Origin of the sequence: Dokdonella sp., assembly GCF_041395345.1 — a bacterium.
Lineage (GTDB): Bacteria > Pseudomonadota > Gammaproteobacteria > Xanthomonadales > Rhodanobacteraceae > Dokdonella.
Map to the genome: position 1 here is coordinate 32,842 of NZ_JAWLAR010000013.1, position 14,447 is coordinate 47,288.

Here is a 14,447-nt window from a genome sequence, read left to right on the forward strand (position 1 = left end):
CGCGCTTGGATGAATGGCGATCTCTGTCGGCCCACCAGGAGCCGAGGCCGGCTAGCGCAGATCAGCGATGATCACTTTCGAAGCGTTGTGCCCGGGGGCTCCGGTAACCCCACCTCCCGGGTGCGTGCCGGCGCCGCAGAGATAGAGGCCCGGCAAGGCCCCGCGATAGTCGGCCTGGCCCAGCATCGGCCGTGCACTGAACAACTGATTGAGACTCAATGCGCCATGAAAAATGTCGCCGCCGATCAGTCCGAACGTGCGCTCCAGATCCATTGGTGTCAGCGCCTGGCGACCCAGCACCGAATCCCTGAATCCCGGTGCGAACCGATCGACGCTGGCAATCATCAGATCCGCCACTTCGTCGCGATGGTCATCCCAGTTTCGACCATCCGGCAGAACCGGCGAGACCTGCTGGCAGAACAGGCTGGCGACATGCTGGCCCTCAGGGGCGAGGCTGTCGTCCAGCGTTGACGGAATCAGCATCTCCACGATGGGCTCACGCGACCATCCATGTGCGAGCGCATCGGAATAGGCGCGGTCCATGTAGGCCAGACTGGGGGCCATGATGATGCCGGCGGTCAGGTGATCGCCCTGCCCCGGCAAGGCGCTGAAATCGGGCAACCGCGAAAGCGCCACGTTCATGCGGAATGTGCCCGAGGCGCACTTCCAGTGGGCCATGCGCTCGCGTGTCGGTTGTGGCACCACGTCACGCGCCAGCAGGCGCTCGTACAGCAACTTCGGATTGACATTGGCAACGATGGAACGCGCATGAAGCACTTCACTGGTATCGGTCACGACGCCGACAGTGCACCCATTCTCGACAATGACTTCACGTACACCGCAGTTCGTCCGAATCTCCACGCCGGCCGCCTCGGCCGCCCTGGCCATGGCCTGGGTAATCGCGCCCATGCCACCGATGGCATGGCCCCAGGCACCCTTGATGCCGTTGACCTCGCCGAATACGTGATGAAGCAGGACGTAGGCGCTGCCCGGCGTGTACGGACTGGCGTAGTTGCCGACGATGCCGTCGAATCCGAAAACCGCCTTGATCGGCTCGCTCTCGAACCAGCGGTCGAGATACTCGGCAGCCGAAATGGTGAACAGATCGAGCAGTTCCTGGCGCAGACCGGTACCGAGCCTGTGCAGTCGCTTGCCAAGCTTGCCGGCGCGAATCAGCTCCGGAATCGCTTTCCACCAGCTGCCATCGGTGATGTTCGGTGGCGGCTCCATGGCCAGCGCGCGCAACACGTCGGCAATCGCCTCGAGTCGCGCCTCGTACTCGGGCAGGCGCTCGGCATCGCGTTGCGAGAATTTGGCCACCTCGGATTGGGTGATACCCGCACCGACGCGCAGGTATTTTCCATCCGGCAATGGAAGGAAGTTGCCGAGCTTGCGTTCGACGATGCGCAAACCATGCTTGTGCAAGTCGAGATCCCGGATCACTTTCGGCTGCAGCAGCGACACCGTGTACGCTGCCACCGAATTGCGGAAGCCGGGATGGAATTCCTCGGTGACCGCCGCACCACCGACCACACCGCGACGCTCCAGCACAGTGACCCTGAGCCCGGCCCTGGCAAGATAGGTCGCGCAGACGAGGCCGTTGTGGCCTGCGCCGATGATGAGAGCGTCGCAGCGAGTGTCGGAATTCTTCATGCGCGGATTATGCGCAGACATCGCTCAATGGGTCACCAGCAGCTGTACCGCGCGCTGCCGCAGGGTCCAGACTGCAGCGACCATTCCGCCGACGCATGCAATGGCGACGTAGTAAGCCGCCGCGTTCGGCTCACCGGCGCGGATCCAGAGGCTGACCACGAGCGGGGTCAGGCCGCCGGAAATGGCATAGGCGATGTTGTAGGCGAATGAAATTCCCGAGAACCGGATCGCAGGCGGAAAGGCGCGCACCATCAAGGTGGGAACGGCTCCCGCAACACCCACAAACAGACCGGCCAGTGCGAAAACCATCGCAAAGTGCTCGGGCACGGTATTCAATATCCAATAGAGCCCTGCGGTTGCCGCTGCAAGACCGACGGCTCCCAGCACCAGAACCCGCTCGACGCCGAAACGGTCGACCGCCATTCCGTAAAGAATGCAGCCGATGCACAAGGCAAACGTCGCCATCGAACTTGCCTTCGCGGCCTCCGCCGGTGCAATCGAGAACAGGCTCTGGACCAGGGTCGGCGTCATCAGGATGACTACGACGATACCTGCGGTCAGCATCCATGTGATCAGCATCGAGCGGACTACCGCACTCCAATGACCCTGCAGCACGACCTTCAAGGGCAAGCCACTGACCAGTTCGCGACGACGGCGCATCTCCTCGAATACGGGTGTCTCTTCCAGATACCTGCGCAGCCAGACGGCGAGCAGTCCGAACAGGCCGCCAATGATGAAGGGAATTCGCCAGGCCCAGGCAAGCACCTCCTCATTGGTCCAGGTCGAGTTGATCCAGGTTGAAACCAGCGAGCCCAGCAGGATCCCGAAGGTGAGCCCCGCCGTCAGTGTGCCGCAGGCGAATCCCATGCGTGACTTCGGCACATGCTCGGACACGAAGACCCAGGCTCCCGGCACTTCGCCGCCAACGGCAGCGCCTTGCAGCACGCGCAGGAGCAGAAGCAGCAATGGCGCTGCAATGCCGATGCTGGCATGGGTCGGCAACAGGCCCATCAGCAGCGTGGGCACGGCCATCAGCAGCACGCTCAGCATGAACATGCGCTTGCGGCCGATGCGGTCGCCGAAATGCGCCATGACGATGCCGCCAAGCGGGCGCGCCAGATAACCGGCTGCGAAGATGCCGAAGGTCTGCAGCTGTCGCAGCCACTCGGGCATGTCCGGCGGAAAGAACAGCTGCGCTATGACAGCAGTAAAGAAAACGAAGATGATGAAATCGTAGAACTCGAGCGCACCGCCGAGCGCGGCGAGCATCAGGGTGCGCTTGTCGCGGCTGCTGAGCGAGTGGCTTGTGGCGTCGATCATCGATCGAGGGCTCCCTGAAACGGATGGTCGACATATACCACTCTTGCGAGCCTCGCGGGAGTCGACAAACAGCAGCAATCCGGCAGAATGATCCGATTCACGTCACTGTTGACGCCCGCTACTCCGGCCATCTGATGCTTCGACTCCCGGCGCTACTTGATCGCTACGCGCTAGCCCTTGTCGCCACAGTGATTGTGGCTATCGCATTTCCCTGCAGAGGTGAAGCGGCCACGGCGCTCGATGCGGTTTCGGCGATTGCAATTGCCCTTCTGTTCTTCCTGCACGGTGCGCGGCTGTCGCGTGACGCGATCATCGCCGGGCTTATCCACTGGCGCCTGCATCTGCTGGTCCTGGCCTGCACGTACGTGATGTTTCCCCTGCTCGGGATGGGCATCGAGTGGCTGTTGCCAGGCGGGTTGCTAGCTGCGGACCTGATGATCGGTGTTCTGTTCCTCTGCGCCCTGCCATCGACGGTGCAATCCTCGATCGCGTTTACGTCAATCGCGCGGGGCAATGTTGCCGCTGCCGTCTGCAGTGCGTCGTTGTCTAACCTGCTCGGTGTGTTCCTGGCGCCGGCATTGGTCGCCCTGCTGTTGCACGCCGAAAACTCCGGCGGGACGGCACTCGGCTCGATCGGCAGGATCGTCATGCAGTTGTTTGTGCCGTTCGTGGCCGGTCATTTGGCACGCCCGCTGATCGGGCGCCTGGTCGATCGCAGTGGCCGACTATTGGCCTATACGGACCGCGGTACGGTCTTGCTTGTTGTCTACACTGCCTTTAGCGCCTCGGTGGTCGACGGGCTATGGGCACAGTTGCCGCTCGCATCGCTGCTGATCCTGCTCGGCATTGTCACGCTGTTGCTGGGCCTGGCGCTGGGTTTCACAACCTTGCTCAGTCGCCTGCTTGGGCTAAGCCGCGAAGATGAAATCGCCGTCGTTTTCTGTGGCTCGAAGAAGAGCCTGGCCAGCGGCGTACCGATCGCGAAGATCCTGTTCGCCGGCAATCCCGCACTGGGCATGATCGTGGTCCCGGTGTTGCTGTACCACCAGCTCCAGCTGATGGTTTGCGCCGTGCTGGCGCAGCGCTATGCATCGCGCTTATCGCAGGGCGGATCCGATACCCGCCCGCTCGGCGCTCACCGAACGGCTACACATCCAGATAGTGATCGACCAGCAGGAAGGCGAACAAGGCCATCAGATAGATGATCGAATAGTTGAACACCTTCATGGCGAACCAGTCATCCGGCGGATTCAGCAAGCGGATCGCGTAGTACAGAAAGCCCGCGCCAAGCACCAGCGCACCGCCCAGATAGAACAGGCCGCTCATGCCGGTCACATAGGGCAACACGGTGACCAGAAGCAACAGGATGGTATAGGCCAGTACGTGCCAGCGCGTGTAGGTGACCCCGTGCGTGACTGGCAGCATCGGCACCTGGGCGCGTGAGTAGTCTTCGACCCGAAAGATCGCAAGCGCCCAGAAATGCGGCGGCGTCCAAACGAAAATGATCAGGAACAGCAGCAGCGCATAGGGATGCACTTCGCCGGTGACGGCAACCCATCCCAGCAAGGGTGGCGCCGCGCCCGCTGCCCCGCCGATGACTATGTTCTGCGAGGTCGCGCGCTTGAGGAATGCCGTGTAGACAATGGCGTAACCGATCAGGGAGGCGAACGTGAGCACGGCGGTGAGCGTATTCACCAGCAGGACCAGGATCGCCATCGACAGCACACCCAGGCTGAGCGCGAAAATCAGCACCTGCAGCGGCGTCAATGACCCGGTTGCCAGCGGCCGTTGGGAGGTGCGCGCCATCAGGCGGTCGATACGCTGGTCAATCAGGTGGTTGATCGCGGCGGCCGATGCCGCTGCCAGCCAGATACCGAGGAAACCCGCGACAGACTCGCGCAGCGGCGGCCAGCCAGGCACGGCGAGAAACATGCCGATGATCGCGGTAAACACGATCAGGGCAACCACGCGCGGCTTGGTCAGCTCGATGTACTGTCGGGCGATCGATGGCATGCGTCGTTCAAGTTCAAATGGGCGGAGTGCGCGATCACGGTAGCTGTTCGCAGGAGGGAGGTCACGCAATGACTTACTTGGTCACCTTGGCCAGGTCCTTGCGCAGGCCACTGGCATCGAATCCGTCCGGGTAGAACGTCAGCGCGATGGCGTCGGGCTTGACCAGGACCAGCGCCACGCCATCATCGGTATCGGGTTTCCATTCGGCGAAATCGCTGTCAAGGTCCTTGCCGATATCCCAGGGCTGCATCAGGGCTTCGGCATCGGTGCCAACCGGTGGCGTACCCAGATACAGCAACCTCACACGATTGGCCTTCTGGTTCAGGGAAACCCTTGCCCGATGGATCTGGTCGAGCTGCTGCATGCACGCGTCGGCACAGCTGCGACCCGGAATTGCGACAACACTCCAGCGCCACTCCGGATCATGCCAGTCCAGGCGATCCCCACCGGCCAGCTCGACCGGGATGTCATCGACCATTCGTTGCGGGACTATGCCTTCTCCATAGCTGCGAGCATCCGGCACCCAGCCGGAAAACGCGAGCAGCGCGGCAACGCCCATCGGCAGGATGAACAGCGAGGCCAGCAGGATCAGCTGCAAGCGCTTTCGGTTTCGTGTCTGCATTATTCGGTCTCGTTTTTCGGGCGCCGCCAATGCAGCACGATAAAGATGATCAGGGAAGCCAGGGCAAAACAGAACCACTGAAATGCGTAGCCGAGATGCTTCTCCGGCGGGATGATCTGCGGCGTCCATTCCCGCACGAAGTCGGATTCGGGATCCGCATCCAGCAACAGCACGCCGCTGTCGATGCTGCGTCCCAGATCCTCGCCTATTTCTACGGTGTCGATATAGATCGTCAGCTTCGGCCAACTGCTCTGGCCCGGCAGTGCATTGCCACCCATGCGCAGGCCCGTTCCGGGTGCGCGGCCATACAAGCCTTCGATGGTCACCCGATCCACCGGCAAGTCCGGCAGTTCCGGCGCCGAACCGTCGCCACCGTGCGCAAGGAAACCCAGATTGACCAGCAGCGGCAGCGCACCGTCGTCCGGAACAAACAGAGCAAAAGCGAGCCTCCCCTGTCGACCGTTGCGCACCTGGTCATCGAGCAGGTAGGTATGCGTCGCATCGTAGCGGCCGCTCACCCTGACGTGTGGAAGCAGTCCGACTCGTGATTGCTCGCGCGCCTTCGCAAGCGACATGACCGGCGCATCTGCCTGCGTTGCATAGGCTGCCAGCAACTGCTCCTTTTCGGCGGCGCGATCCAGCTGCCAGAATCCAAGAACGCAAAACAGAAGCAGTCCCGAAACGAGCAGCACGACGGCAAGCCAGGAAGGTTTGTACCAGCGTCGATTCACGGCATCAGCAGCTATACTTGCCCGCAATGCGTTCGACTGCGAGGCGGCATGACCAGCAAGATCCTGATCGTCGTTTTTCTGATAGCCATCGTCTGGAATCTCGGTGCCGGTCTTTATTACATGATGACCGACAAGGGCGGCTCGGATAAGACCGTCAAGGCGCTGACCCGGCGAATCGCCCTATCCGTCCTGTTGATCATCCTGATCATCATCGGCATGGCCACGGGCTACATTCAGCCGCACGGCTTGTGAAGCTGAGAATGGAGAATCGGGAATGGAGAATCGTTAGAGCGGCATTCTCGCCGATCGCCGCTTTTCCGATTCCCTGTTCCCCACTCCCTATTCCCGGCTCTTAAAGCACGTACACAAACACGAACAGGCCGAGCCAGACCACGTCCACGAAGTGCCAGTACCAGGCGACGGCTTCGAAGCCGAAGTGGTTGTCGCGAGTGAAGTGTCCCTTGGCGCAACGAAACCAGATCACGGTCAGCATGATCGCTCCGAGCGTCACGTGCATGCCGTGGAAACCGGTCAGCATGAAGAAGGTCGAACCGTAGATGCCGCTGCCCAGGGTCAGGTTCAGGTGTTCATAGGCTTCGATGTACTCGGTAGCCTGGAAATAAAGGAAGGCGGCACCCAGCGCGATCGTTGCCGCAAGCCAGACCAGCAAGGCACGGCGATGGCCCTGACGCAGCGCGTGATGGGCAAAGGTAATGGTCACGCCCGAGCTGAGCAGGAGCAGAGTATTGATCAGGGGCAGGTGCCACGGTGGAATCGTCTCGAATGCGCCGCCGATGTCGCCGGGGCCGTTGGTCGGCCAGCTCGGCGTGAAACCTTCCCACAGGAAATAGTTGGTCAGGGTGCCATGACCCTCACCGCCGATCCACGGCACCGAATACATGCGTGCGTAGAACAGGGCACCGAAGAACGCGGCGAAGAACATGACTTCGGAGAAGATGAACCACATCATGCCCATGCGGAACGAAACGTCGACCTGGCTGTTGTAGGTGCCGGCCACCGACTCGCGGATGACCGTTCCGAACCAGCCGAACATCATGAAGATGATGATCGCGAAGCCCAGGAACATCAGCGGCTGCGCAGTCAGTCCGCTGCCGCCGTTGAACAGGTTCGCCGCACCGATGACCGTGCTGAACAGGCCGATTGAGCCCACGATCGGCCAGTGGCTGCCGTGTGGAACGTAGTAAGCACCTTGTGTATGCGCCATGATCTTGGAACCCCGGACTCGAAGGTATAGGTCAGTTGCTTGCGATGCCGTCGTGCGGCAGTGAAACCAAACTCAGTCGGCTGGTCGCCGCCTCGTTTGCGTAGAAGGTATAGGAAAGCGTCAGCGTCTTCACGCCTTCCGGAAGCTGCGGATCGACCACGAATCGAACCGGCATGCGCCGTGATTCGCCGCCATCGAGCACCTGCTCGGTGAAGCAGAAGCACTCGGTCTTGTTGAAGTAGGGCGAGGCCTCACTCGGTGCGACGCTGGGAACGGCGTTGCCGACGATGGCCGCTCCCGAGTCGTTCGTCGCGTCAAACCAGACTTCGGTCAACGCGCCCGGATGTACCTCGACCCGCGCTTTCTCGGCCTTGAACTCCCATGGCAACTTGCTGTTCACGCTGGCAATGAATTCGACGGTAACCGTCCGGGACTCGTCGACCTGCATCAGGGCCACGCTGGCCGCATCTGCCACTTCACCCGACAACTTGATGCCCAGCACATGCTCACAGGCAATCCGGTAGATCGGCACCAGGGCAAAGCCGAACAGAAACGAAGCCGCCACCACCCAAAGCGCAGTCTTGGCAATCCCGCGCGCGTCATGCTTCGCGCGAGGAGCAGCTTCGTGCTGGTCGGAATCTCTATTCATCGACGAACGCACCCACTAGTGAGTAACGTCTCCGTGCGCGAGCATGGAGTCCTTGATCACGGGCGGCTCGGTAAACGTGTGATGCGGTGCCGGCGAAGGCACGGTCCATTCAAGTCCGCGTGCGCCTTCCCAGACCTGGGTGGTCGCGCGCTTCTTCGAGAAATACACGGCATGGACGATGACGCCGACGAACAGCAACTGACTCAGGCCGAACCAGAAACCGCCAATCGAACTGATCATGTTGAAGTCGGCGAAGGCGACGTTGTAGTCCGGGATTCGGCGCGGCATGCCGGCCAGGCCGAGGAAGTGCTGCGGGAAGAACAGGACGTTGACCGAAATCACGCTCATCCAGAAATGGATCTTGCCCCAGCGCTCGCTGTACATGTTTCCGCACCACTTCGGCAGCCAGTAGTAGACCGAAGCCATGATCGCGAAGATGGCGCCGGTGACCAGCACGTAGTGGAAGTGGGCAACGACGAAATAGGTGTCGTGGTACTGGAAGTCGGCCGGCACGATGGCCAGCATCAATCCCGAGAATCCACCGATCGTGAACAGGATGACAAAGGCGATCGCAAACAGCATCGGGGTTTCGAAGGTCATCGAACCTTCCCACATCGTGGTCACCCAGTTGAATACCTTCACCCCGGTCGGAATGGCGATCAGCATCGTCGCGTACATGAAGTAGAGCTCGCCGCCCAACGGCATGCCGACCGTGAACATGTGGTGGGCCCAGACGATGAAGGAAAGAAACGCGATCGAGGCGACGGCGTAGATCATTGCCTGGTAGCCGAACAGCGGCTTGCGCGCAAAGGTCGGGATGATCTCGCTGATGATGCCGAACGCCGGCAGGATCATGATGTAGACCTCGGGGTGCCCGAAGAACCAGAAAATATGCTGGAACATCACCGGGTCACCGCCGCCCGCGGCATTGAAGAAGCTGGTGCCGAAGAACTTGTCGGTCAGCAACATGGTGACCGCACCGGCCAGCACGGGCATGACTGCGATCAGCAGAAAAGCGGTGATCAGCCACGACCAGGCGAAAATCGGCATCTTCAGCAGGTCCATGCCCGGCGCGCGCATGTTGAGGATGGTCGCGATGATGTTGATCGCGCCCATGATCGAGCTGATGCCCATCATGTGGATGGCGAAGATCACGAAGGCGACGCTGTTGCCGCCCTGCAGGGACAGGGGCGGATACAGGGTCCAGCCGCCCTGCGGTCCGGCACCCGGCATGAACAGGGTCGACAACAGCAGGGTGAAGGCGAACGGCAGGATCCAGAACGACCAGTTGTTCATGCGCGGCAGGGCCATGTCCGGCGCGCCGATCTGCAATGGAATCATCCAGTTGCCCAGGCCGACAAAAGCCGGCATGACAGCGCCGAAGATCATGACCAGGGCGTGCACCGTGGTCATCTCGTTGAAGAACTGGGGCTCGACCAGCTGCATTCCGGGCTGGAAAAGCTCGGCGCGGATGATCATCGCCATCGTTCCACCGATCAAGAACATGATCAGCGCGAACACCAGGTAGAGGGTACCGATGTCCTTGTGGTTGGTCGTGAACAGCCAGCGATGCAGGAAGCCTTGCGGCTTGTGATCGTGGGCGTCGTGGTGGTCGTCGTGGACGGCAGCGTGGGCCATGGCCTCTACCTCAAGATTCAGTAACGGAATCAGCCCTGCGGGGCTGTCGTCGGAGCAATAGTGCTTGCGGTGGCTTCAGGCGCAGGCGCCTGGTCAGCCATCCACTGTTCGAATTCGGCCTTCGGAAGAACCTTGACCACGATCGGCATGAAGCCATGGTCCTTGCCGCACAGCTCGGCGCATTGCCCGCGGTAGATGCCGGGCTGGTCGACCTGGGTCCAGGTGGAGTTGATGATTCCGGGGATGGCGTCCTGCTTCCAGCCCAACTGGGGTACCCACCAGGCGTGGATGACATCATCGGCGGTGATCACGAAACGCACCTTGACCCCGGCCGGCAGGACGAGCGGCTTGTCCACGTCGAGCAGATAGGTTGGAACGCCGTCGACCTGAATCGATGCGGGATCGATGCCCGAACCGAGCTGGCGGGCACGATTCGAATCCGAAGCCAGGCTGGAGACGAAATTGATGTCAGGCTGCTTGCCGTAGTAGTCAACGTACTCGTAGCGCCACTTCCACTGGTAACCGGTGATCTTGATGGTCATGTCCGAACCCGAGGTGTCGGCCATGCGCAGCAACAGCTTGGTTGCCGGCCAGGCGCTGCCGATCAGGATCAGGATTGGAATGATCGTCCAGGCCGCCTCCAGCTTGGTGCTGTGGCTCCAGGTGGCTGCAACCGCGCCCTTCGATTTGCGGAAGCGGAACATGGCCACGAACATCACGCCGAAGACGATGACGCCGATGACCACGCAGATCCACAGCATGATCATGTGGATGTCATGCACTTCGTGCGAGGTCTTGGTCACGCCCTTGACCAGGTTGAGCTGCCATGGCTCGGGGTTGGCGCTTGCCGCGGCACTCGCGAGCATGCCCGTGACGATCAGAGCCGGCGCGGCCAGCACGCGGCGCATTCGCGAGAACCCAACTGACATCATTGCCATCACCTTGAATACGTAATTCGCTTGGATCACCCATCGGCCCGGCTAGCGACCGACACGGAAAACGCTGGCCCCGGCCGGCCCGCAACCGGGTCGGAGGTACATCATTCATTCAAATGATGGACGGGGAACCTCGGAATGATAGTGGAGCGTCTGCGGCAGCGGCAAGGACAAAGCCCGGATCGGGCCGAATTGGCGCGTGTCAATAGGTCGCAGAGGGTGCTTGGCCGCAGCCAATGGGGTCTTTACACTAGGGCGCTGTGTTCCCGCCGGAATACGGGTTTGCCATGCGGTTCGTGGTGCAGCGGTGCCTGATCGGAATCCACGCGACAGCTTGTAGTGCCAGGATGGCCCGATTCGGGCCGCGCCAGCCACAAGGCGGGGCTTCAATCTGGCTGGCGGCACCAGGATGCAGCCGGAAGGCCAGCCCGGATCGACGCGACGCCGACCCGATACCCATCCCACGACGCAGTCTGTCGTTAACGCCGCAGCACTCGAGAGCCCACTCATTGTGAGCGAGATCCTTTCCCCAGAACTCCCCGCCAACGTCGATTCGGCTCGTGCCCGGATCACTGCTGCCTGGTCGCGGGACGAAACCGAAGCCGTCAACGAGTTGCTGGCCCAGGCCAGCCTGGCACCGGCCGAGCGCGACATGGTGCTGGCCGCCGCTTCAGATCTCGTCGCCCGTGTGCGCGCCAAGGCCGACGACCAGAGCGCGGTCGAGTCATTCATGCGCGAGTACGACCTTTCCAGCGAGGAAGGCGTGCTGCTGATGTGCGTCGCAGAAGCTCTGCTGCGCGTGCCGGATTCAGAAACGGCGGACAAGCTGATCCGCGACAAGCTCGGCGAGGCGAACTGGAAAAAGCATGTCGGAGCCAGCGAATCGCTGTTCGTGAATGCCTCCACCTGGGGCCTGATGCTGACCGGCGAGCTGGTCGAACTGGCCGAAGAGACCCGGTCCAACTTCGTCGGCGCCCTGCGCCGTCTGGTCGGGCGCGCAGGCGAACCCGTGATCCGCCTTGCCGTGCGTCAGGCCATGCGCATCATGGGCCACCAGTTCGTCATGGGCCGCACGATCAAGGAGGCTCAGGAACGTTCGGCCAGGAAAGAGCATGCTCCCTATCGCTATTCCTACGACATGCTGGGTGAGGCCGCGCTGACCCTGGCCGATGCCGAGCGCTACATGCAGGCCTACCGCGATGCGATCGTGGCCCTGGGCAGGAAAGGGCCATGGCAAGACGTGCTCGATGCACCGTCCATTTCGGTCAAGCTTTCGGCCATTCATCCGCGCTACGACGTGCAGAACCGCGCGCGTGTTCACGCCGAACTGACACCACGCGTGCTTGAGCTTGCGCAGATGGCCAAGGCGCAGGGCATCGGCATGACGGTCGATGCCGAAGAGGCCGATCGCCTGGAGCTGTCGCTGGACGTGATCGGTGCCGTATTCGCCGATCCTTCACTGGACGGCTGGAACGGGTTCGGACTCGCCGTGCAGGCCTATCAGAAGCGCGCGCCGTTCGTGATCGACTGGCTGGGCGAAACCGCGCGCAAGGCCGGGCGTCGCTGGTGCGTGCGCCTGGTCAAGGGAGCCTACTGGGATTCCGAGATCAAGCGCGCCCAGGAGCTGGGCCTGGCCGGTTACCCGGTGTATACGCGCAAACCGAACACCGACGTGTCCTACCTGGCCTGCGCAAAGCAACTTTTCGAGATCGGTTCGGAGCAGATCTACCCGCAATTCGCCACCCACAACGCGCATACGATTGCCGCGATCCATCATTTCTCGCGCGGCCGGCCGTTCGAGTTCCAGCGACTGCATGGCATGGGCAACGACCTTTACGAAGAGGTGATGGGCAAGCAGAACCTCAATGTCCCTTGCCGTGTCTACGCGCCGGTTGGCAGTCACGAGGACCTGCTGCCCTATCTGGTGCGCCGCCTGCTCGAAAACGGTGCCAACACGAGTTTCGTCAATCGCGTCGTCGACGAGGACGTGCCGATCCGCGACCTCGTCGCCGATCCCTGCGAACTGGTCCGTCCGCTTGAGCACAAACCACATCCCCGCATCCCACAGCCGATCGCACTGTTCGGCGAGCAACGGAAGAATTCCATGGGCGTCAATCTTTCCAACGACAATGAACTGAATGCACTCGCCGAAGCAGTCAACGCGGCCCGCAAGCCGTGGAAGGCCGAGCCGCTGGTGCCGGGGATCAAGAACTCCGGTGAAATGCGCGAAGTGACGGATCCGTCCGATCGTCGTCGCGTCATCGGCGAAACCCGTGGCGCCGATGTGCCGGCAATGGAGAAAGCCCTGGCCAACGCCGTCGCCGCGCAACCGGGTTGGGATGCCTTGCCCGCCGCAAGCCGGGCCAAGATCCTCGAGCACACTGCCGACCTGCTTGAAGCGCGCCGGGCGGAATTCATCGCCTTGTGCGTTCGCGAAGCGGGCAAGACCATGTCGGCCGCAATCGCCGAAGTGCGCGAGGCCGCCGACTTCTGCCGCTACTACGCGTCGATCGCTCGCAAGATGTTCGCCCAGCCGGAGATCCTGCCTGGCCCTACCGGCGAAACCAACGAGCTGTCCCTGCATGGACGCGGCGTGTTCGTCTGCATCAGTCCGTGGAACTTCCCGCTGGCCATTTTCATGGGTCAGGTGGTCGCCGCACTGGCTGCCGGCAACAGCGTGATCTCCAAGCCGGCCGACCAGACCACCCTGATCGGCTATGCCGCGGTCAAGCTGCTGCATGAGGCCGGCATTCCGGAGGACGTGCTGCAATTCGTGCCGTGCAAGGGATCCGTACTCGGAAAGACCTTGTTGACCCGCCCGGAAGTCGCCGGCGTGTGCTTCACGGGTTCCACCGAAACAGCCTGGACCATCAACCGTACGCTGGCTGCACGCGATTCCTCGATCGCCGCTCTGATCGCCGAAACCGGAGGGCAGAATGCGCTGATCGCCGATTCATCGGCCCTGCCCGAGCAGCTGGTCAAGGATGTCTGTGCGTCGGCCTTCGACTCGGCCGGTCAACGCTGCTCTGCCGCCCGCGTCCTGTTCGTGCAGGAGGACATTGCCGACAAGGTCATCGCCATGCTCACTGGCGCGATGAACGAACTGGTCATGGGCGACCCGGGCTTGCTCTCGACGGATGTCGGTCCGGTCATCGACGAGGCCTCGCACAGGGAGCTCAGCGAACATGCCGAGCGCATGGATCGCGAAGCGAAGCTGATCAACAAGGTCAGTGCGACCGAGGGCACCGCGCATGGCACATTCTTCGAGCCGCGCGCCTACGAGATCCCGCGCCTGGATATCCTGCACAAGGAAATCTTCGGGCCCGTCCTGCACGTGCTGCGCTGGAAGGCGAATGATCTCGACAAGGTCATCGACGCGATCAATGCCACCAACTACGGCTTGACCCTCGGCATCCACAGCCGCATCGACGACACCATCAATCACATCGTCAAGCGCTCTCGCGTCGGCAACTGCTATGTCAACCGCAACCAGATCGGTGCCGTGGTCGGCGTGCAGCCATTCGGCGGGGAAAATCTCTCCGGAACCGGCCCCAAGGCCGGCGGCCCGCACTACCTGCTGCGCTTCTCGACCGAACGCACGGTGACCATCAACACGACCGCTGCCGGTGGTAATGCGTCGCTGCTGACGCTGGCCGACTGA

12 protein-coding genes are annotated in these 14,447 nt (G+C 61.9%); 3 read left to right on the forward strand and 9 right to left on the reverse strand.

Annotation, left to right across the window (positions count from 1 at the left end; translation table 11 throughout):
• Positions 1-51: 51 nt before the first annotated feature.
• Positions 52-1,653: a phytoene desaturase family protein gene (locus R3F00_RS12655; protein WP_371282152.1), complete on the reverse strand. Its 1,602-nt coding sequence runs from the start codon at positions 1,651-1,653 to the stop codon at positions 52-54.
• A gap of 24 nt (positions 1,654-1,677) precedes the next feature.
• Positions 1,678-2,973: an MFS transporter gene (locus R3F00_RS12660; RefSeq protein WP_371282153.1), complete on the reverse strand. Its 1,296-nt coding sequence runs from the start codon at positions 2,971-2,973 to the stop codon at positions 1,678-1,680.
• 134 nt (positions 2,974-3,107) lie between these two features.
• Here R3F00_RS12660 and R3F00_RS12665 point away from each other — a divergent pair, with 134 nt between their 5' ends.
• Positions 3,108-4,178 (forward strand): bile acid:sodium symporter family protein, encoded by a 1,071-nt coding sequence (locus R3F00_RS12665; RefSeq protein WP_371282154.1) that lies wholly within the window; start codon positions 3,108-3,110, stop codon positions 4,176-4,178.
• Here the strand turns inward: R3F00_RS12665 and cyoE are convergent.
• The 3 genes from cyoE to R3F00_RS12680 form a co-directional block, all read right to left on the reverse strand.
• A complete protein-coding gene (cyoE, locus tag R3F00_RS12670; protein WP_371282155.1) occupies positions 4,120-4,986 on the reverse strand; it encodes a heme o synthase in 867 nt (288 codons plus the stop codon). The two genes, R3F00_RS12665 and cyoE, sit on opposite strands and share 59 nt — an antisense overlap.
• Positions 4,987-5,059: 73 nt before the next feature.
• Positions 5,060-5,608, reverse strand: a complete 549-nt coding sequence (locus R3F00_RS12675; RefSeq protein WP_371282156.1) for a hypothetical protein — start codon at positions 5,606-5,608, stop codon at positions 5,060-5,062.
• A complete protein-coding gene (locus R3F00_RS12680) occupies positions 5,608-6,339 on the reverse strand; it encodes an SURF1 family protein (RefSeq protein WP_371282157.1) in 732 nt (243 codons plus the stop codon). The genes R3F00_RS12675 and R3F00_RS12680 overlap by 1 nt, the downstream gene beginning before the upstream one ends.
• Before the next feature lie 48 nt (positions 6,340-6,387).
• On the opposite strand from R3F00_RS12680, the gene R3F00_RS12685 reads away from it, so the two are divergent.
• A complete protein-coding gene (locus tag R3F00_RS12685; protein WP_371282158.1) occupies positions 6,388-6,591 on the forward strand; it encodes a twin transmembrane helix small protein in 204 nt (67 codons plus the stop codon).
• Positions 6,592-6,691: 100 nt separating this feature from the next.
• Here R3F00_RS12685 and R3F00_RS12690 read toward each other — a convergent pair whose 3' ends face one another.
• Genes R3F00_RS12690 through coxB form a run of 4 tightly spaced genes read right to left on the reverse strand, consistent with a single transcriptional unit; the run spans position 6,692 to position 10,783 of the window.
• Positions 6,692-7,564: a cytochrome c oxidase subunit 3 gene (locus R3F00_RS12690; RefSeq protein ID WP_371282159.1), complete on the reverse strand. Its 873-nt coding sequence runs from the start codon at positions 7,562-7,564 to the stop codon at positions 6,692-6,694.
• Between the two features lie 31 nt (positions 7,565-7,595).
• Positions 7,596-8,213: a cytochrome c oxidase assembly protein gene (locus R3F00_RS12695; protein ID WP_371282160.1), complete on the reverse strand. Its 618-nt coding sequence runs from the start codon at positions 8,211-8,213 to the stop codon at positions 7,596-7,598.
• A 15-nt stretch (positions 8,214-8,228) separates the two neighbouring features.
• Positions 8,229-9,851: a cytochrome c oxidase subunit I gene (gene ctaD, locus R3F00_RS12700; RefSeq protein WP_371282161.1), complete on the reverse strand. Its 1,623-nt coding sequence runs from the start codon at positions 9,849-9,851 to the stop codon at positions 8,229-8,231.
• Between the two features lie 29 nt (positions 9,852-9,880).
• Positions 9,881-10,783 (reverse strand): cytochrome c oxidase subunit II, encoded by a 903-nt coding sequence (gene coxB / locus R3F00_RS12705; protein ID WP_371282162.1) that lies wholly within the window; start codon positions 10,781-10,783, stop codon positions 9,881-9,883.
• A 511-nt stretch (positions 10,784-11,294) separates the two neighbouring features.
• Between coxB and putA the strand changes: the two genes are divergently transcribed.
• Positions 11,295-14,447: a bifunctional proline dehydrogenase/L-glutamate gamma-semialdehyde dehydrogenase PutA gene (gene putA / locus R3F00_RS12710; protein WP_371282248.1), complete on the forward strand. Its 3,153-nt coding sequence runs from the start codon at positions 11,295-11,297 to the stop codon at positions 14,445-14,447.